The following is an 18991-nucleotide window of genomic DNA, read 5'->3' as shown; positions in this document are numbered from 1 at the left end:
CAAATAGAAAATTTATCAGGAGCAATCACCTATCCGGCAATGGCCCATATATTGGTATTGTGATTTTTTATGGGGAGGTGAAGCAATGGCTGTAATTAAAGCGAACAGTAGTGACACCGATTTGCTGGCACGTTTGATGCGCGCGGAGGCTGAAGGAGAAGGGGAGCTGGGCATGCTCATGGTAGGAAACGTGGGCGTGAACCGGATTATATCCAATTGTCTGGACTTTAAAAACATCCGAACCGTTCGAGACATGGTGTATCAATCTCCAGGTGGATTTGAAGCCCCTCAGAAGTCGTATTTTTATCAGCGTACTCGTGAGAAGGATAGACGGCTAGCAAAGCGCAGCATCAATGGCGAACGACAGCATCCAGCTTCCAATGCACTGTGGTTTTACCGCCCGGAAGGAAACTGTCCGCCAACCTGGTGGAATCAGACGAATTCTGGTCGTTACAAGGCGCACTGCTTCTTCATACCCACACGAGAAGATTGTCCGAGAGTGTACTAGAGAATAGACATAAAGGAGCGAGTTCATCATGAGTCAACAAATGCCGTACAATCCTTATTCCTCCTACGGCTTCGACATGTATCCCTCTGCCCAGTATCCATACGGCTTTCAGCAGCAACCACAACAGCAGCAGCCGCAAATGGTTCCCATGCAGCCTAGCGGAACCATGATCCCCGGTATTCCCTTCGCACCAGGTCAACAATTTGTTGAGGAATCCTATATTGAAAATATCTTGCGCCTGAATCGCGGCAAAGTACTGACGGTGTACCAAACGTTTGAAAACAACAGCCAATGGAATGCAAAAATTTTCCGCGGTGTACTGGAAAACGCAGGCCGCGACCATATCATTCTGAGTGATCCACAAACAGGCAAGCGTTATCTGCTGCTCATGGTCAACACAGATTACATTACCGCGGATGAAGAGTTGAACTACATTCCCCCACAACTCCCCGGTGGCATTCGCTAGCTATACAAGATAGAGGCTCCCCCATCGTCTGATTGACAAACGCAAAGGGCGCCTCTTCCTTATTACTTCCTCTTTTTCTCCTGATTGTATCCGCGCTCTCCATATGGTTGCACTTGTTCCAGCCATTTGTTTTCCAATTTCTCCAATGCATCAGCCAAATCAAAGTACGGCTCGTCTTTTGGCTCCAACACCTCCAGCACTTCAAAGCGGAAGGCATCCACGCCGTATTCCTTCAGCTCTTTTTGCAGCAGAGGATTCGGGTGGTTTCCTTGCTGCATCATGAATTTCTTCCCGTTCATCGTCTTCAAGTTTCGGGTGCTTTCAACCAGCACTTTTCCGTTTTGGACGTTCTTGACCTGGTAGACACCAGCTTGCGTCTTCGTTTCCTTGTATAGCATTTTCAATTCTTGTTTACGATTCATGAGAGTATCCTCCTTTCCTTGTGGCTGTGGTTTTGCCAGCCAGTAACGGCTTCCATCTGCCTCCCGCTCCAAGAGCGAAAAGTCGATCAAATATCGACGCAGTGTCACATGGTCTTCATAGACGTCTTTCAGTACTTCATTCACTTCTTTTTCGGTGTAAAAACGATTGGGCTCAAAGCGCTTTACGATTTCCTGCAGCACGATCCGCTTATGAGATTGCTTACGCGGAAGCTTTTCCAGTCTCCCCTGCACACTCCCTTGTGGAAAGTGCTTCACGATGATCTGTTCAGCCTCGTCCACCTTAAGAGGGGACTGTTCGTTCACCCGAGCGCGAGCAGGTGAAGCCGTACGAGCCCCTAGTCGCTGATCCTTTTCTTTTAGCAAATCCATCATGACCAGAAAAACTCTCGCCTGCCGTTCTTTTTCCTTCAGGACAAAACGGTGGTTGCGAATGGTCGAGGTACTGCCAATGCCGGTCTCTCGCTGCACCTGTGCATCGCTCAACCCCTGATAAAACAGGCGAAGCAATGCAACCTGGTGATCGGATAAGCCCGTCAGTTTTTTGTCCAGATGACTGAGGTAATCAAACACAGAGCCGTGCTCCTGCTCAATATGAAAACGCATATAGCGCTTCGCATCGTAGAACAAATCCTCCACCGGGTAAATAAGCCCTTGCTCGACCTCTTGGCCGCAGAGTAGGCATTGAAGCTGATCTTCGTGTTCGACAAATCCTTGCTTTTGTTCTTCCGTAGATGCATTCCAAAACTCTTCCATTACCATTTACAAACACAACCTTTATTTGTTTGTTTTTGTATAGATAATGTATCATTTCGTTTATTTTTATTCAAGCACAAAAAAACCTGCGCTTGTAAAAAACGCAGGGTAGTCCATTTCCGAGGTCTCTTATTCAGTCTGGGCTGCAGCCAATTCCATGAGAAATTGTCGGCGATCCCCTTTCCAAAAACGTCCTTCGCTAGAGACTCTCTTGTTACGATATCGAAGCGCCAGTTGATTGACTAAGCGATTGATTTCCAAATGTTGTGACTCCTCCATGGTAAAGCGAACAGCATATTCGAAGAAATCCTCTTCCCACGGAACGGTGCGAACCACATGACCGTACATTTTCAGGGGTTGTGAACAAATCTCTGTTTCGAATTGAAGGACGAGTTGATCACTGGCAGGCATTTTCAAATGGGAAAGAAAACGCAAGCCACCGGCACCCAGGTCTTCAATCAGTACCTTGGTGCTGCCTATCTCCATCATCTTCCCTTTGATCAGGACAATGGTCATATCTGCACAGAGCGGATGCTCCAGCACGAGTCGGAAATATTCCCGCTGATGTCCTACCTTCACGCCATTCACATGGATCACCTCACTTCAACAGAACAAAGCGCCCTTTAATTAGGCGCGTCTCTATTACTTCTTCTTGGGGTAATGCATATCCTTTTTGTTTTTCTTGAAATTTTCCCACAAATATTGGGAATCAAATTCATACGTATCCTTCTCTTGTAAACGGAAGAGGAGCTTGACCAAAAACCAGACCAGCAGCAAAAATCCAAAAAAGATCACTAAGGTTAGATAGATCATAAAGAACCTTCCCCCTTTTTACTATCGTATGGGGGAAGGTTATGAAAGATACATAAAAGCGCTATCATTGTGTCAATTTTGTGAACATTGATTAAAATGCTGTTGTGCAACGAGGCTTTTGACGGACTTGAAACAGACTCTCCAGCATTGTCAGTGAATCTTCGTGATCGATTTCGGCCAATCCGTACATATACAGCTTTTGAAAGCTGACTGCTCCCATCATAAGGGAAGAGAATTCCGAGATGTCCATCGATACCTCTACCTCAGCTTGTCCCTCGTCCACCACCTGTGGCAGCCCCTCTGTAAATCGAATTAGCCAAGAGCCATCCTGCTCGGGAAGAAAAGTGTCGCGAATCGTCATGCGCACCAGTGCATTCTCGCGTCCAAAGCGGTGCTGGGACAGCTGCTTGAAGAACAGTGGTACGTCTATAATTCGATGCATCAACCCGACTCCCGCTACGCTGCTCTCATGATACACGCTCGGCAGCAGGTTGGCCGTGCCATTACTAGGATCGGACAGCAGAAAGTGAAAATCGTCGTCCTGGATCGTCAGTATGATGCGATGAACCTGATCCCCCTGACTGTTCAAAAAGGAAGTGAGCTGGGCGAGTGCTTCCCTCGTTTCATAATGGAATTCCTTGACGATCAGATTATTGTGCATCCGATTGTTTACGTGAACATTTTGGAACGAAAAAGCAAGATAGCCGTTAATGCGACCATTATTCCTGCAGCCCACCACAATCTGCTCCGGCTGTCCCAGGAAAGCCGTCATCTCCCGGTCCGTCTTCGTGATCATCCCGTGTGTCTGTCTGACGATTCTGTGGTAGCAAGCCAGAATCTCTTCCTTGTCCTCCATGCCCAGATAGTCGATTTGCTCCTTGCCGGTAAAGCGCAGACTGGAAGGCTTGATCGAATACTGATTCATTTTGGTGCTCGTGCCAAAGCCCATTTGCTTGTAAAAATCGACTCGGAACGGATACAAGGACACCAGGCTGATTCCCCGATCACGATAGGTATTCAGAAAGTGCAGAAGCATTTCCTTGGCTACCTTCTCTTTTTTGTGCAGCAGATCGACCGCAACCAAACCGATTCCACCTGTCAACAACTTCGTTCCATGTACATTCATATAGTAATCGTGCCATCTCATGATCCCGACCAGCTTTTCATCCCGAAAGCATCCATGAAAGCTCACATAAGGATCGTTCTGAAGCGTATCCTTCACTCGTTCGGCAAAGCGCTGCCTGCTCTCTGGAGCCAGAAAATTGCTGCCTGGATATGCCATCGCAGCAATTCTGACTACCTCATCGAGCTCTTCCAACGTTACCGGTCGAATTCCTTCATTCATCATGACACTCCTGCCCCCTGGTAAAAGATGTATGATCGATTCACAAAAAATGGTAGCGGATACGAGGGCGATTCGGCAAGCACAATTCTTTATTTTTTGGCACGGACACTTTTTTTCTCAGCCTGATTCAATACGATGGAAAGACACAGGCTGCACAGCGCAAGGGCCACAGCTCCTGTGAAGACGACATGAACACCAGAAGCCAGAATCTCCCGTACCTGTACCAACTGGTCCGAGGAGACCAATCCGGATTCAAAGGACGAGCCCAGATTGCTATGCCCACTCGATACCGTAACCAGATTAAACATCATGCCAAACACGGCTGCTCCAAACGTCTGACTAAAGGTTCCCGTAAACGTGTTCAGCGCAACGGCTGTGCCTCGTTGATCGACGGGTACAGCAGCCTGGATTTTTACCATGACCAGTGGCGTAATCAGACCCATCCCCAGCCCGATCAGTCCAACCGACACGTAGATCAGATACCCAGGTGAATCTGGTGCCAAAAGCATGAGCAAAAATGAAGCGATCGTCAAAATCGATGTTCCCGCAATAATCAATTGCTCTGCCCGAAGTCGACCGAGCAAATTGCCTGAAAGAACCGCTCCGAGCGTCCAGCTTACCGACATGGGGGTCAAGACAAAGCCGGCTACCGTCGCACTTTCTCCCAGCACGCCTTGGGTCCAGATCGGCAAATACACGACAAGACCAATCACAATGCCATTGATCAGAAGCGTCAACAAATTGATCATCGAGACACTCCGATTGGTGAACAGCGTGAGCGGAATCATAGGCTCTGGCGACCTTTTTTCCACGAAGTAAAACACCAGGAACGATAACAAGCTAAAGGCAATCAAGGAAATAATGGTCGGATTCAGCCAGCTTTGCTCCTGGCTTCCCGTCAGCAGCGCATACAAGAGAGCAATCGTACTGACCGAAAAAATCAGCGCTCCAGCGTAATCAATATGACGCTTGGTTGCCGCCTTGCTTTGTTCTTTGTAAAACAACACCAGCATGAAGAAAGAAATCAATCCAAACGGCAGGTTAAGGAAAAAAATATAACGCCAGGACAAGGTATCGACCAGGAAACCGCCCACCAAAGGACCAGCCACTCCGGAAAGCCCCCAGACTGCACTGATCCAGCCTTGTGACTTGGCTCGTGCCGACTGGTCTGTATACAAATCCCCGATAATGGTCATCGTGATCGGCATGACAGCCCCCGCACCCAGTCCCTGGATGGCCCGGTAGATGATGAGCTGCGTCATGGACATGGCCACACCGCAAAGCGTAGAGCCGATCAGAAAAATCCCGATTCCGATCAGAAAAATCTTTTTTCGTCCAAAAAGGTCTGCCAGCTTTCCATAGATCGGCGCGGACACGGCTGTCACCAGCATGTAGATGGCATAAACCCAGCTCACCTGCTCAAAGCCGGACAAATCACTCGTAATCCGGGGGACTGCCGTACTTACAATGGTCCCTTCCATCGCGGCAAGAAAAGTGGCCAGCATCAATGCCATCATGATTTTTGCACTCATAAAAATCTCCTCTCGTTTCAGGCAAAAACGGCATTCCCATCAAACAAAAAAATCTCCTCTGTCAGGGACAGGTGAGATTTTCATCAGTTAGACGTGTCGTTTTAACGCATCAAACACCTGTTGATAATAATGGGCTTCATGTGGGACAAAATCTGCTTCGCGCAGTTGAAGCTCGCAATCTCTCGCACCTTCGCCCGCTTTCAGCAAAAATCCGCTCGCACTCACGTGAGGGATTTCTTTTTTAAACAGCTTCCCCACCTCGTCGAGCTTTACCCAGAGCAGGCCGACGACCTCTTCCTCTTGAAGAGTATAAGCAGATAGAGGCTGATCACACTCGAACAGAAACACATGGCAAATCTCTTTGTCCATGATCCCCGGAGCGGATGTTACATCCCTGATGGTGCCTAGCGAGGTGAGTGCCGAAAAAGCGACAGAAAGTCCGAGCTCCTCCTCCAGTTCACGCACCCCATCCTCCGGAGTCTCTCCAGCCAACAGATGCCCTGCTGAAGTAATGTCCAGCAGATTGGGACATGTATCCTTCTGCGGATGGCGCTTTTGAAACAGCAGATCGATCTGTTCGCCGTCTTTGCGATAGATCCAGCAATGAAATGTTTGGTGCCACAACCCCAAGCGATGAACCTCGCTTCTCGCTTCACTCCCGAGGTGAACTCCCGCTTCGTCGTAAATATCCAGCCGTTCTTCCGCCATATTTCTCCCTCTTGTCGCTCGTTTCTTTGTCTACTACGTTAACAGTCGAGCGCAAAAAAAGCTACTCCTGTCCGGTGAAAAAAATCGTTTTAGGCCGTGAACGGAAGGTTATATAGCGAACCGGCAGACTTCGTTCATGAATGAGGGAACAACAACACTTCCCTTAATGGCAAACAAGAATCTAAAGGACTTCATCCAAGTTCAAATGGGCTTCGCCTTTCGTATCCAAACCCAGGGGAAAAACCGGTCGTTACGGATGGCCCTTTTACGGAAACGAAGGAATTGATTGCCGGGTTCATTCTGATTGATGTGAAGTCGAGGGAAGAAGCCATCGAGTGGGCCATGCGGATGCCGGACCCGCAAGGCTATGGGGAAGGCCAGATTGAATTTCGTCAAGTATATGAGCCGGAGCTGACCAAGGTACGAAAAAGTAAAACACAGCCCCTTTTTCTCAAAAAGGAGGCTGTGTCTTTGTCAAACGTACTGGTTTATTCCGTGACCTTGACGGACCATCCCAGCTTGTCTTCCAATACACCGTATTGAATTCCGGTCATGGTATCGTACAGCTTTTGAGTCATTTCACCTGTCTGTGACTGATTGATCACCATTTTGTGGCCATTCCAGCTCATCTCGCCTACAGGAGAAATAACGGCTGCTGTTCCGGTACCAAACGCTTCTTCCAGTACGCCGTCGTTGTACGCCTGGAACAAATCTTCCATCGCAATGCGTTTTTCCACGACAGGAATGCCCCAGCTTTTCAGCAGCTGAATGGTCGAATCGCGTGTGATCCCCTCGAGAATGCTTCCGTTCAAGACAGGTGTCCACACTTCACCATTCACTTTGAAAAACACGTTCATGCTGCCTACTTCTTCAATATATTTCGTTTCAATCGCGTCGAGCCACAGTACCTGCTCGTACCCTTTTTCATGCGCTTCGGTCTGTGCTTTCAAGCTGCCCGCATAGTTTCCCGCTACCTTGGCGTTTCCGGTACCGCCGCGCACGGCACGAACGTAGCTGTTTTCCACATAGATTTTGACCGGCTTCATCCCGGCTGCATAGTAAGCTCCTACAGGGGAGAGCAGAATCAGCAGCTTGTACGTATGTGAAGCACGTACACCAAAGCATGGCTCTGTCGCGATCACGAATGGACGAATGTACAAAGAGGTTCCTTCCTCAGTCGGGATCCACTCTTTTTCCACACTGACCAGTTTTTTCAGCGCTTCAATCATAAACGCTTCGTCGACTGCCGGCATATCCAGGCGAGCCAGCGAGCGATTGAGGCGCTTGAAGTTTTGATCAGGTCTGAACAGACGTACTTCACCGGCTTTGTTGCGATAAGCCTTCAAACCCTCGAACACAGCCTGTCCGTAGTGAAAAACCATTGCAGCCGGATCAATCGTAAGAGGAGAGTACGGTACAATTTGCGGATCGTGCCAGCCTTTTCCTTCTGTGTAGTCCATCACAAACATATGGTCTGTAAAATGCACGCCAAACCCGAGCTTGTCGCTAGCAGGCTTCTCTTTTTTCTGTTCTGTCAGAGCAATTGTTAACTGACACTCCATCTTCCACATCTCCCTTATCCTTTATGATCCTATTTTTCAAATTCGATGTATGGTTACTAAGATATCAACTATTTTGAAAGATTGCTAGCCCATACGAGCAGATATCCATGTTACCAGTTTCTCCTGAAGCTGCGGCATATGCCGTGAGAAGCTGTGGTCGGCTCCGTCCAGGATATGGAGTTCCTTGGGGCCCTGGTAGGCTTCAAAATAAGCCTGTGAATCTTTTGCAGGCACTGCCGTATCCGCAGAACCGTGAACCAGAAGCACGGCGTCCCTATAGTTTTCACTGGCAAGCAATGGAGCGTGCTGGCGTGCCTGTATGTCTCTGACAAAATCAGGCTGCAAGGCAAATCCCTTTCCGTAGAAATGGGAAATGGTCTGTCCTGACGCAGCTGCTGCCCACAGCACAGGTCCCAGTATGAGTTCTCGGAAATTGCTTTCCGGAAAAATAACAGGAGCGAGTGCAATCCGCCCGGCGATTGGCAAATGACCATCGTCATGCAAAAGGACGATGCAGCCACCCAGACTGTGCCCCAGCAAAAACAGTGGCGACTTCCTGAAGGCTGGCTGTTCCTTTGTCCATCGAATCACTTGGCACAGATCTGACTGCCAGCTGGTTATCGTCGTATCGATTTCGAACGAGCCCTCGCTCTCTCCAGAGCCAGTGAAATCAAACCGAACCACTGCATAGCCCCCAGTCTCGAGTGCGTTAGCAATATGCAGCAGTAATTGATTGCCTCCCACCTTTTCACCCGTAAAACCATGACACAAAATGATCACTGGCGGATTCTCGATGCCTGCTGGTGTATGCAGCATAGCTGACAGGCGCTTCCCCCGGCTTTCAATCCAGTAATGTTCTTTCAAACTACCCTCTCCTCTTCTCACATTGGTTTTTCCCTATTCACTCCATTATACTGGATGATAATAGTACGAACAGATTGATTGAAGGAGGATTCCAAGCATGTCCAATGCCAGCGTAAAGCTCTCCCAGCGCGAAGCCATGCTGCTCGAAGCGGCACGCGCACACGGATTTGTCGATGAAGAGATCATTCACAAGCTTCGAAAAGGAAATCCGGAGCCTTTTTTGGAGATCGAAGAAGAGAAATACGACTTCACGCCATTGTTCTCCCTCTATGAAGAAGACTTTGAACGACTGGAAGAAGCGATTCGTGAAGGCTATACGATTAAATATACGACATTTAACGGGATCAAATTTTTGCTGAACAAGCGATATGGACTTGAGACGCCGCGCGATTACGAGAGTGGAGAGGATTACCTCGATTCTCTGAAACTGACGGATCAAATGCTGGAATGGCTGCGTGCCACGATCTCCAGCAACTGGCGTATCGTAGAGCTGGAGCGAAAGGCCAAGTCAGAGGAAGCTGTGATTCGAATCGAATGGAACGGCTAATACAATCGGGTCTGGAGGTTCGGAAATGGCAACGGAACAGGACTATGTACAGCGGATTAGAGAGGTATACCCACAGCTCACCATCACGTCTGCGGTCATAAACCAAACAGGTCAGAACAATGACGTCTTAATCGTCAATGACGAATGGGTCTTCCGGTTTCCCAAATATACAGATGGCATCCATCAGCTGGAAAGGGAAACAGCCCTTCTACATGCGATCAAGCCGCATTTGTCGCTGCCAATTCCTGAACCGCGATTCCAGCAGTTTCAGAACAAGAAAGTAGGGCATGTGTTTAGCGGTTATCCGCTGCTTGCAGGCGAGCCTTTCACACGGGAGATTTTTCACGATGTACGAAGGGATCACGATGTGCGGAATCTTTCCGAACAGCTCGGTACATTTCTCTGGCAGCTGCATCACATCCCGGTCTCTGATTTCCTTCAAGGACAATTTCTCGAGGCCCCGGATATGCACGCCATCATTTCCCAGCTGTATCAGGACGTCCAAGTAAAGCTGTTCGTCTATATGCGAAGAGAGGCGAGACAGAAGGTAAGCCATTGCTTTGAAGCTTATCTGTCTGACGCCTCTCATTTTCAGTTCCAGGCTTGTCTCGTCCACGGTGATTTTGGAACGACCAATATCCTCTATGACAAGAATCTCTACAAGATTGCGGCAGTCATTGATTTTGGAAATTCCAGGCTGGGAGATCCCGCCTACGATTTTGCCGGACTGATTTCTTCCTATGGCGAAGATTTCCTCGAACACTTTTCACCTGTTTATCCGGATTGTGAGCAGGTAATGGAACGATCGCGCTTTTATTGCAGTACGTTCGCCTTGCAGGAAGCGCTGTTTGGATTGCAGCACGCGGATAGGCAGGCGTTTTCTGCTGGAATCGCACCTTATCGCTGATTCATCGGCAGATCGATTTCCCTCAGCTCTGAGCTGGAAACTCCAGGGCGTGAATCGTGTTTCCTTTTCGCCCAGTAGTGGTCACAGCCTGAGATAGCGAATTGTAGATAGCCTCTTCCGTAGCCTCTGCACAGGCCGCAAACAGCTCGTTCATCACAGGATGATCCTCGCGCAGCTGCGTCCGAGTCTCGGTCAATCCGGTGGATTGATGAGAAATCTTGTGCGCTGTAGAAAAGGCGATCACGATATCGCCGCTGCCATGGCCGAAATGGCTTCCTGTCCGCCCCAGACCGATTCCCGTCCGCTTGGCCAGTCGCAGGAGCTGCCGATCACTTACAGGAGCATCGGTAGCCAGAACGATGATGATAGAACCATCAGCAGGCTCCTGCAGCGCTTGGGCCCCGCTTTTCAAATAGTCGATGCGCAGGTCTTCCTTTCGGCCGAAATTACTCAAGACGATAACGCCGACGGTATAGCTTTTGTCCTCCTCCACTTGGACCACACGGGAGGAGGAGCCAATGCCACCCTTGTAGCCAAAGGCGACCATTCCCTTGCCTGCACCTACTGCTCCTTCCTCCACTTGCTCGTCCGACGCTTTGCGAATCGCTTCGATCGCATCTTCTGGCGTGACTACACACTGTCGGATGGAGTTCAGATGACTGTCATTGCACTCTCCCACCACGATGTTGATCGTTCCTGTCGTATCGCCGATCTCTTCATGCCCAGCCAGCATATACTGCAGAGTGCCTTGCGTGACTGCCGGAACCGAAAAGGTGTTGGTCAGCATGATCGGGGATTCCAGTACCCCAAGCTCGTTTACCTGGACCAGTCCTGTAGTCTTGCCAAAGCCGTTCAGGACATAGCTGGCCGCTGTCACCTTTTCACGAAACAGACTGCCACCATGAGGCAGAATCGCCGTTACACCCGTACAAGCATACTCCCCTTGACCACTATCAAGTGGGCGGTCAATCGTGACATGCCCTACGCGCACACCTGCCACGTCCGTGATGTCGTTTTTAGAGCCTGTAGGCAGCTTCCCCACGGCCAAGCCATAAGCTCGAATCTTCCGATTATTCAAATCAGCCATTGCAGCAGCTTCCTCTCTTTCTCCGTTGCCGAACTTGTCGCTTTATACAGGGCGATTACGCAGGAAGTTCTCTCCGGCAAACCCGCGTACTTGTTCTTCCGAGTAATGCTTCAGCAGTTCATTGATCAGATTGTACGTCACGCCTGCATGCTCCAGTCCCTCTACCTTGGTGGTGATGCCGTCGAAGTCAGAACCGAGTCCGAGATGACGAACACCGCCCAATGAACAGAAATGATCCACGTGTCTGATCAAGTCAGGAATACCTACCTGGCCTTGTTCGTTAATGAACATCGTGACATAGGTTACGTGCAGAGTGCCGCCTTTTTCAAATAGAGCCTTGGCCTGTTCGTCCCGCAGATTGCGCTGGTGATCACACAAAGCTCTTGCATTGGAATGGCTCGCAAACGGATATTTTGCGTATTCCATCACATCCCAGAAGCTGCCTTCGCACAAGTGGGAAACATCCGTCAAAATCTTATGTTCGTTATGAAAATTCACGATCTCTTTGCCGAACAAGGTAAGACCGCCGTTTCTCGTCTCGTCAGCGCCATCTGCAGCCAGATTGGCATAATTCCAGGTAAGGCCTACTGCACGTACGCCCAATTGATAAAAAAGATGGAGCTTTTTCAAATCATTGCCGATCGGCTCTACGCCTTCCAGCGTCAGTATGGCACCGATTTCTCCATCCTTCAGGCTGTCAATATCGATCCATTCCTTGATTTGCTTCATCTCTGGATTTTTTGCCAGCACTTCTGTCTGGAAATAATAGATTTGATCGAGCGCGCAATGGAAGCGCTGCTCTGAACTCAGGTTGGTCGGCGTGTAGATCGCGAAGCCCTGTACTTTTACACCACCCTGCAACAGGCGCAGTTTGTTGGTATCCAGCTCTTCATCGTTCTCGTAGGACTTCTTTCCGTCTGCATACCAAAGCTTCAAGAGTGCATCGCAATGTAAGTCAATAATTTTCATATGGCGCCATCCTTATGATCAGATTTTTTGGATACATTGCTACTTATTAAGTTGTAAGGTAATGTATTTTTATATAGAAAGCAAATAAAAGATTACCATATCCATAATTAAAAATTCACATAATGGAGTTTTTCATATGAACATGGAACAAATCGAAGCTTTTATCTTTGTCTCGCTGACCAGAAGCTTCAGCAAAACAGCAGAGTTGCTATACTTGTCCCAGCCTACGGTGAGCATGCGGATCAAGGCTCTGGAGAGCTCTTTGGACTGCAAGCTGTTCCAGCGCTCCGGCCATATGATCTGCCTGACCAAGGAAGGCGAGATTTTTCTGCCTTACGCCAAAAGCATCCTGCACTCGTTGCAAGAGGGGCAGCAAGCCATCCAGCGCTCCTATGGCGATATCGAAGGGGAGCTGACCATCGCGACCGTGTTCGTCGCAGCCTTCTACATCCTTCCTGACCTCGTGGAGCAGTTTCAACAGTTGTATCCCAAGGTCAAGCTGACGATTCTGACGGGCCATTCCCATCAGGTGCTCGACATGGTGCTGAACCATGAGGTATCCTTTGGCATCGCCAGGGCAGTCACGCATCCACAAATCAATCAGATTCAACTCATGTCGGATCAAATGGTGCTGGCGATTTACCCGGAGCATCCTTTTTCCTCACGCCAGCAGGTCTCTATCGAAGAAGTAGCAAGGGAGAGGTTGATTTTGTTCAATCGCGGCTCTCTCGACTGGAAGCTGATCGACAGCGCCTTTACGCATTACCAGCTGAAGAACAGAGTCGTGATGGAGGTAGACAATATCGAGGTTGTGAAACGGATGGTCAGACAGAAGCTGGGCATTGCCTTCGTCCCTCGCTTTTCTATTCAGAAGGATTTGGCGAATGGCGAGCTGCATGAAGTGGAGGTTCTCAACCTTCCCCAGATCAACCGGAATTTTGAGTTGATTTATCTGAAGGATACGCCATTCCACGGAATTATGCGCACATTTGTAGACTTTTTGATGCAAAGCAAATTGTTGCAGTAGCTGTTGCAGATAAATAGGACCAATCGTAAGGATAGCACGACACCTGCCCGCTCCCATCGGGTGGCTCGCTGCTATATTTTTTTTTGCGCAAAAAAGAGAGTGTCTGCACACTCTCCCCCCCGATTACTCCTTGCCTAGCAAATCTTCCAACACCTTTTGCACTTTCACACCGGTCTCAAAGGTAACCAATCGCGCTTCTTCACCGCTGATTGCCTTTGCCATTTCATCGAGTAGCTGAATCAGACGCTCTTGCAGCTGGAGCGTGACTGGCTCCAGTGCTTCTCCTTCAAGTCCAGCATACAGATTGGTCCAGTTTACGAGGCTCAGCGTGCCTTTCGTGCCGTAAATGCGATAATCCAGATGCTCCTGATGCGCAATGCCTGCCAGACCATTGACCGTGACCGGAGTGCCGTCTGCAAGCTCCAGGTACGCGGCGACACCGACTTCGCAAGCCTGCGGATCATCCGGGTAATCCACATGGGAGCGAACAACCTGCAGGTCACCAAACAACGAATACGTTAAATGGACGAAATGAGGCAGAACCTCTCGGATGAATCCACCTTGTTCACGACCGGCAAGCCACGGTGTTTGCTGCCAAGGGCGCGGCCACTGGTGGAAGTGTGTCAGGATATCGATGCGGCGTAGGTCTCCCACCGTCTCCAACCGCGTGATCATCTCAGGAAGGACGCTTTGGTAGTACATCGGGAAATGCATGGCATGAACAACACCCGCCTCTTCGGCTGCTTCGAGCATCTCTTCCGCTTCCTTCAAGGAATTGGCCAAAGGCTTCTCGCAAAGCAAGTGCTTTTTACGAGCCAAAACTTCCAGAGCTATCGAATGATGGAATTTCGGTGGCACAGCCAGATAGATCAGATCCACGTCCTCTTGATCCAATAATTCCTGGTAATTCGTGTACCAGGCAGCATTTCCAGACCGTGCTGCCGCTTCCTGCGCACGCTTCTCCGATACGTCGCTGATTGCGATGATCTGATAATCCGGATGCTTCAGCACGGCGTCGATCATACGCTCCCCCATCACACCAGCGCCAATCATCCCTACTCTATAACGCTTCTCACTCATCCCGTTTTCCTCCGCTTTCTGTTCTCAAAATCAATGATCCTTTCCCACCTACTAGCAAGTCTGTATACCATCTTCCTCAATTTCGGGATGAACCGGCACTTTCCTTCTTCGCATCTGCTCGCAAGCATGCTAAGCCCGTCGCCCATTCCCCAAATGTACTGACATAGTGCCTACTGTTTTCCATTTCATGAAGTGTTTGTTGCAAAATTGAAAGGTTAGTGCAATAATAATTTCATAAACAAGGAGGTAGTGAAATGAAAATTTCATCACTGCAACATACCTTTCAAGAGAATCGTCCAAACTCAGCTTCATTCTTTGAACAGGCCAAACATTCCATGACTGGTGGCGTGAACGGGAATTTGAGATACTTCGCACCGTTTCCGATCATTTTTGAAAAAGCCAAAAACGCTACCTTGATTGATGTAGATGGCCATCCCTATGTCGATTATCTGCTGTCCTACGGTGCATTGATGCTCGGTCATGCGCATCCAGATATTCTCAAAGCCGTTGAGCGCGTCTGGAGCGAGCAAGGAACCAGCAGCTTCGGAGCTACTCATCCCCTGGAGCTGGAAATGGCGGAAGAATTGATCACGTTATTCCCAAGCTTTGATCAGATCCGCTTTACCAATTCGGGCTTGGAAGCCACCTTGTTCTCCCTGCGACTGGCGATGGCAGCTACGGGCAGAACCCATGTAGCCAAGTTCGAAGGTCATTACCACGGTGCCCATGATCACGTCCTGCAAAGCGTCAATCCGGAGGCACATGCAGCTGGAGCCTCGGAAGAACCGATGGCGGTGCCTGATTCGCTTGGGAGTCCGGACTACTATCGTCAGCACAGCGTGATCCTGCCTTTTAATGACTGGAACGCTTGTGAACGCATCTTGACTGATCGGGCTCAGGAGATTGCTGCTGTCATTATGGAGCCAATGCTCTCCGGCTATATTGCAGCCGACCCGCAATTTATGAAAAACCTGCGCGAGTTGACCACGCAATTGGGAATCATTCTGATCTTTGATGAAGTAAAAACAGGATTCCGCATTGAAGTGGGAGGAGCGCAAACCTATTATGGCGTGGAGCCAGATCTGACTGCGCTAGGAAAAGTAGTGGGCGGCGGATTCCCGATCGGCATCGTCGGTGGAAAGCAGTCCGTCATGGAGCTGGCTTCCCCGCTTCGCTCGAACAAGAAAACAGAAGTTGTCTTTCACAGCGGCACGTTTAATGGCAATCCTTTGTCCATCGCTGCTGGGCTGGCAACGATTCGCTACCTGAAGCAGCCAGGGCGCTTTGACCAAATCGTTCAGCATACCCATGAGCTGCGCAGCGGCATTGACGCATTGGCTAAACAGTACGAATTGCCTCTGCAAACCATTGGCATTGGAACAATCTTCAACGTCCTCACGACTGAGAAGACCGTGCAGCACTATCGCGATCTTGGCGCCAACCACAATCAACTGCGCTTGGCCCTCGATTACCTGTTGATGGAAAACGGCGTCTATTCCAAGCCGTTAAATCGTTTCTCGCTGTCGGCCGCGCACGGACCTGATGAAATCAAGGCGACGCTCGACGCCTTTGAAAAGAGCATGGCAGCACTCAAAAAGGACCCGCTGGTATAGGCGAGATCATTGTCACCTCACGCTTTCCTGTCGTATACTTAACGCAACATGGGTGCTGGAATGTAATATGAGGTGATCACGTTTGAGTCAAGGCCCTACCGTCCTGCAAAAAATATCCCAGCTCTATCCACAGATGAGCCCTTCACAGCAAGCGATTGCGGATCTCATCCTGCGCGACCCGGAGTCTGCGGCCTTTTACAATGTAGCGAAAATGGCAAAAGAAGCGGCAGTGAGCGAATCTACGATCACTCGCTTCGCCACGTTCGTCGGCTATTCCGGCTTTCCGGGGCTTTCCCGGGAGCTTCAGGAACTGGTTCGTTCGCGTCTGACCACAGGAGAGCGGTTCCAGCTGTCGCGCAGTACGACAAAAGCGGAACAGCACACCGTTTTGCAGCATGTCGAAGAGGATGTTCACAACCTGACACTGATGATGGAACGGATCGATTTGCATGCTGTGGAGCGTGTCGTCCAGATGCTGCTGTCGACCCAACGCATCGGAATTGTCAGCTCGCGCGGCTCGCTTTCTCTCGGAATGTTTTTTGATTTTTACCTGAATCTCTTGAACAAAGAAACGTATCTGTTCAGCGGAGAGCCGCGAACTGTAGACCGCATCCATCGGCTGCAGCCTGATGACGTCATGGTGGGAATCGGCTTTGCTCGCTATACCCGTTTTAGTGTAGATTGCCTGGCTGCCGGCAAACAAAGAGGAGCAAAGATCGTCGTGATAACCGACTACCCCTCCTCCCCTTTATGTCAGTTCGCTGACGAAGTGTTGTTTACGCCTACTGGGATTGCTTCTCACCTGGATTCTTTCGTGGCGCCCTTCTCTCTGCTTACGGCCATCCTGCGCTCGATGTCGCTGCAGGATGCTGGCAAGGCTACCCGCTTGTTGGATGAGATGGAGGATTCCTGGAAGGGGCTTGGAATTTACTACGATCCGAAGAAATGAATGGTTCCCATTGCTAAAAGGATGTCCTTTACGTAGTCAAAACTACTTGAGGGGCATCCTTTTTCTGGATGTTTGAAAGAAAGGTGGCAAACGAAAAAAGCGCACCTGAACGATCGTACGTTCAGATGCGCCTCAGACTTGTCCGACTTATCTTTGCTGAAAAACAAGAGGATTACGCTGCTTTTGAAGAAATCTCTCCCAAGTACTTTTTCGCTTTTTCGGAATCAAATTGACCTTCCCAGCGAGAAATAACTACTGCTGCCAAAGAGTTCCCTACTACGTTCACTACGGTACGCGCCATGTCCATCAAACGGTCTACACCGGCGATGAAGGCAAGGCCATCAAGTGGAATTCCTACTGAACCGAGAGTTGCCAGCAGGACGACGAACGACACGCCAGGAACCCCGGCAATCCCTTTGGAAGTCACCATCAGGACCAGCATGAGGGTAATCTGCGCACTGATCGGCATGTCAATGCCATACATTTGCGCAATAAACAGGGCTGCCAGTGCTTGATAGAGAGTGGAGCCATCCAGATTAAAGGAGTACCCAGTCGGGATGACGAACGAAGCAATCGCTTTGGGACATCCCAGTCGTTCCATTTTTTCCATGATTCTCGGCAATACAGTCTCTGAGCTCGATGTGGAATATGCCAACAGCAGCTCGTCCTTCAAAATGCGAAGGAGCTGGGTGATTCGAATACCGCTCATACGTGCGATAATCCCCAGAACCACGAAAATGAAGAAAATCATCGCAACGTGGACCAAGATAACCAGCTTGCCAAGTGGTACCAAGGATTCAAGACCAAATTTGGAAACCGTCACACCAATCAGCGCAAAGACACCGAATGGAGCGAATTTCATGATGGTGTTCACTACCCAGAACATGGCATCTGCTACGCCCTGGAAGAAGTTTAACACCGGTCTTCCTCTCTCTCCTACCGCCGCTACACCAAGACCAAACAAGACAGAGAAAAAGATAATCGCCAGCATGTCACCACGAACAATCGCATCAAACACGTTTTTAGGTACGATGTTCACGAAGGTTTCCACAAATCCGTGGCTTTGTGTGGTCTCAGCAGTCTCCACGTAAGAATGGATATCCGTCTTTTGCAGATTCGTCATGTCTACGCCTACCCCGGGCTGGAACAGGTTTGCCGCAAGCAAGCCGACCACAATAGCAATAGTGGTAACGATTTCAAAGTAAAGGATGGTCTTTCCACCAATTTTCCCCAACTTCTTAAAATCACCGACGCCCGCCACACCTACAATCAGCGTAGAAATTACAATCGGCACCACAATCATTTTGATAAGGCGAAGGAAAATATCGCCAATTGGTTGCAAGTAGGTAGACACGGCTGGGTTGCCATAGAACAGAGCACCCACGAGAATACCCAGAATGAGACCGATTAAAATTTGAATCGCTAGTCCAAAACGTTTCATCCTGACACCCCACTATACATGATGTAATGAACCCACATAAGCTTGTTGGCTATAGTGACGAATAATAGAGATTTTTATAATAGCATGATTTTTTCTCAAGCTTTATTTTTTCTATTTTTCTATAAAAATGTACTTTATTTAATTTAATTAAAATTTTTAAAAATTTTCTCAAAGAAAAGCGAAGGATTTTTTCCAAATATGTGCAATAGGTTCCATAGATATCCCAAAAATGGATGACATGCACGAACAAGGAGGTACACATGTACAAGGAATTGTCTCCTTCTCTTCGCACGATCATGACACCTGGCCCCGTCGAAGCTGAACCTCGTGTATTGCGAGCGATGAGCATCAGGAGAGCTGCCGCTAAAACAAAAACA

19 protein-coding genes and 2 pseudogenes are annotated in these 18991 nt (G+C 49.2%); 9 read left to right on the top strand and 12 right to left on the bottom strand.

Features of this window, described 5'->3' with window-relative positions:
• The first annotated feature begins 85 nt into the window (after nt 1-85).
• A complete protein-coding gene (locus EDM52_RS14990; protein WP_122909785.1) occupies nt 86-508 on the top strand; it encodes a cell wall hydrolase in 423 nt (140 codons plus the stop codon).
• A 28-nt stretch (nt 509-536) separates the two neighbouring features.
• On the top strand, nt 537-974 hold the full coding sequence (gerQ, locus tag EDM52_RS14985; protein ID WP_122909784.1) for a spore coat protein GerQ: 438 nt from the start codon (nt 537-539) through the stop codon (nt 972-974).
• Nucleotides 975-1036: 62 nt separating this feature from the next.
• On the opposite strand, the gene EDM52_RS14980 is transcribed toward gerQ, so the two are convergent.
• The 6 genes from EDM52_RS14980 to EDM52_RS14960 all read right to left on the bottom strand — a co-directional run bounded on the left by EDM52_RS14980 (nt 1037) and on the right by EDM52_RS14960 (nt 6568).
• Entirely contained in the window at nt 1037-2176 is a 1140-nt protein-coding gene (locus tag EDM52_RS14980) for a DUF2087 domain-containing protein (RefSeq protein ID WP_122909783.1), read from the bottom strand.
• 123 nt (nt 2177-2299) lie between these two features.
• Nucleotides 2300-2758, bottom strand: a complete 459-nt coding sequence (locus tag EDM52_RS14975; RefSeq protein ID WP_122909782.1) for a PilZ domain-containing protein — start codon at nt 2756-2758, stop codon at nt 2300-2302.
• A gap of 54 nt (nt 2759-2812) precedes the next feature.
• On the bottom strand, nt 2813-2983 hold the full coding sequence (locus EDM52_RS24735) for a hypothetical protein (protein ID WP_183185121.1): 171 nt from the start codon (nt 2981-2983) through the stop codon (nt 2813-2815).
• A 91-nt stretch (nt 2984-3074) separates the two neighbouring features.
• Complete coding sequence (locus EDM52_RS14970; RefSeq protein WP_245996947.1) at nt 3075-4331, bottom strand: GNAT family N-acetyltransferase; 1257 nt, start codon at nt 4329-4331, stop codon at nt 3075-3077.
• An 86-nt stretch (nt 4332-4417) separates the two neighbouring features.
• A complete protein-coding gene (locus EDM52_RS14965; RefSeq protein ID WP_122909781.1) occupies nt 4418-5860 on the bottom strand; it encodes an MDR family MFS transporter in 1443 nt (480 codons plus the stop codon).
• An 87-nt stretch (nt 5861-5947) separates the two neighbouring features.
• The gene (locus tag EDM52_RS14960) at nt 5948-6568 is read right to left on the bottom strand and encodes an NUDIX hydrolase (RefSeq protein WP_122909780.1); all 621 of its coding nucleotides are present in this window, start codon (nt 6566-6568) and stop codon (nt 5948-5950) included.
• A gap of 186 nt (nt 6569-6754) precedes the next feature.
• Here EDM52_RS14960 and EDM52_RS14955 point away from each other — a divergent pair.
• A pseudogene (locus tag EDM52_RS14955) lies at nt 6755-7111 on the top strand (YciI family protein); the annotation flags it as partial.
• Here EDM52_RS14955 and EDM52_RS14950 read toward each other — a convergent pair.
• Together EDM52_RS14950 and EDM52_RS14945 are read right to left on the bottom strand one after the other, a co-directional pair.
• Nucleotides 7057-8130: a branched-chain amino acid aminotransferase gene (locus tag EDM52_RS14950; RefSeq protein ID WP_122909779.1), complete on the bottom strand. Its 1074-nt coding sequence runs from the start codon at nt 8128-8130 to the stop codon at nt 7057-7059. The pseudogene EDM52_RS14955 and the gene EDM52_RS14950 overlap by 55 nt on opposite strands.
• An 84-nt stretch (nt 8131-8214) precedes the next feature.
• The gene (locus EDM52_RS14945) at nt 8215-8994 is read right to left on the bottom strand and encodes an alpha/beta hydrolase (RefSeq protein ID WP_122909778.1); all 780 of its coding nucleotides are present in this window, start codon (nt 8992-8994) and stop codon (nt 8215-8217) included.
• Between the two features lie 97 nt (nt 8995-9091).
• On the opposite strand from EDM52_RS14945, the gene EDM52_RS14940 reads away from it, so the two are divergent.
• Together EDM52_RS14940 and EDM52_RS14935 are read left to right on the top strand one after the other, a co-directional pair.
• Nucleotides 9092-9541: a hypothetical protein gene (locus EDM52_RS14940; RefSeq protein WP_122909777.1), complete on the top strand. Its 450-nt coding sequence runs from the start codon at nt 9092-9094 to the stop codon at nt 9539-9541.
• Nucleotides 9542-9566: 25 nt separating this feature from the next.
• The gene (locus EDM52_RS14935; protein ID WP_122909776.1) at nt 9567-10448 is read left to right on the top strand and encodes a phosphotransferase family protein; all 882 of its coding nucleotides are present in this window, start codon (nt 9567-9569) and stop codon (nt 10446-10448) included.
• A gap of 22 nt (nt 10449-10470) precedes the next feature.
• Here EDM52_RS14935 and EDM52_RS14930 read toward each other — a convergent pair whose 3' ends face one another.
• Nucleotides 10471-11535: a DmpA family aminopeptidase gene (locus tag EDM52_RS14930; protein ID WP_122909775.1), complete on the bottom strand. Its 1065-nt coding sequence runs from the start codon at nt 11533-11535 to the stop codon at nt 10471-10473.
• A 42-nt stretch (nt 11536-11577) separates the two neighbouring features.
• Nucleotides 11578-12504, bottom strand: a complete 927-nt coding sequence (locus EDM52_RS14925) for a dipeptidase (RefSeq protein ID WP_122909774.1) — start codon at nt 12502-12504, stop codon at nt 11578-11580.
• A gap of 136 nt (nt 12505-12640) precedes the next feature.
• Here EDM52_RS14925 and EDM52_RS14920 point away from each other — a divergent pair, with 136 nt between their 5' ends.
• Nucleotides 12641-13531, top strand: a complete 891-nt coding sequence (locus EDM52_RS14920; RefSeq protein ID WP_122909773.1) for a LysR family transcriptional regulator — start codon at nt 12641-12643, stop codon at nt 13529-13531.
• Between the two features lie 123 nt (nt 13532-13654).
• On the opposite strand, the gene EDM52_RS14915 is transcribed toward EDM52_RS14920, so the two are convergent.
• The gene (locus EDM52_RS14915; protein WP_122909772.1) at nt 13655-14611 is read right to left on the bottom strand and encodes a Gfo/Idh/MocA family protein; all 957 of its coding nucleotides are present in this window, start codon (nt 14609-14611) and stop codon (nt 13655-13657) included.
• Between the two features lie 254 nt (nt 14612-14865).
• On the opposite strand from EDM52_RS14915, the gene EDM52_RS14910 reads away from it, so the two are divergent.
• On the top strand, nt 14866-16224 hold the full coding sequence (locus EDM52_RS14910) for an aspartate aminotransferase family protein (protein WP_122909771.1): 1359 nt from the start codon (nt 14866-14868) through the stop codon (nt 16222-16224).
• An 82-nt stretch (nt 16225-16306) separates the two neighbouring features.
• Nucleotides 16307-17173 (top strand): MurR/RpiR family transcriptional regulator, encoded by an 867-nt coding sequence (locus EDM52_RS14905; protein ID WP_122909770.1) that lies wholly within the window; start codon nt 16307-16309, stop codon nt 17171-17173.
• 172 nt (nt 17174-17345) lie between these two features.
• On the opposite strand, the gene EDM52_RS14900 is transcribed toward EDM52_RS14905, so the two are convergent.
• The gene (locus EDM52_RS14900) at nt 17346-18614 is read right to left on the bottom strand and encodes a cation:dicarboxylate symporter family transporter (protein ID WP_122909769.1); all 1269 of its coding nucleotides are present in this window, start codon (nt 18612-18614) and stop codon (nt 17346-17348) included.
• Between the two features lie 260 nt (nt 18615-18874).
• On the opposite strand from EDM52_RS14900, the pseudogene EDM52_RS25700 reads away from it, so the two are divergent.
• Nucleotides 18875-18961 (top strand): annotated as a pseudogene (locus tag EDM52_RS25700) (pyridoxal-phosphate-dependent aminotransferase family protein); the annotation flags it as partial.
• Between the last annotated feature and the right edge of the window lie 30 nt (nt 18962-18991).

It is taken from the genome of Brevibacillus invocatus (assembly GCF_003710915.1).
GTDB lineage: Bacteria > Bacillota > Bacilli > Brevibacillales > Brevibacillaceae > Brevibacillus > Brevibacillus invocatus.
This window is presented reverse-complemented; position numbering and strand designations above follow the sequence as displayed.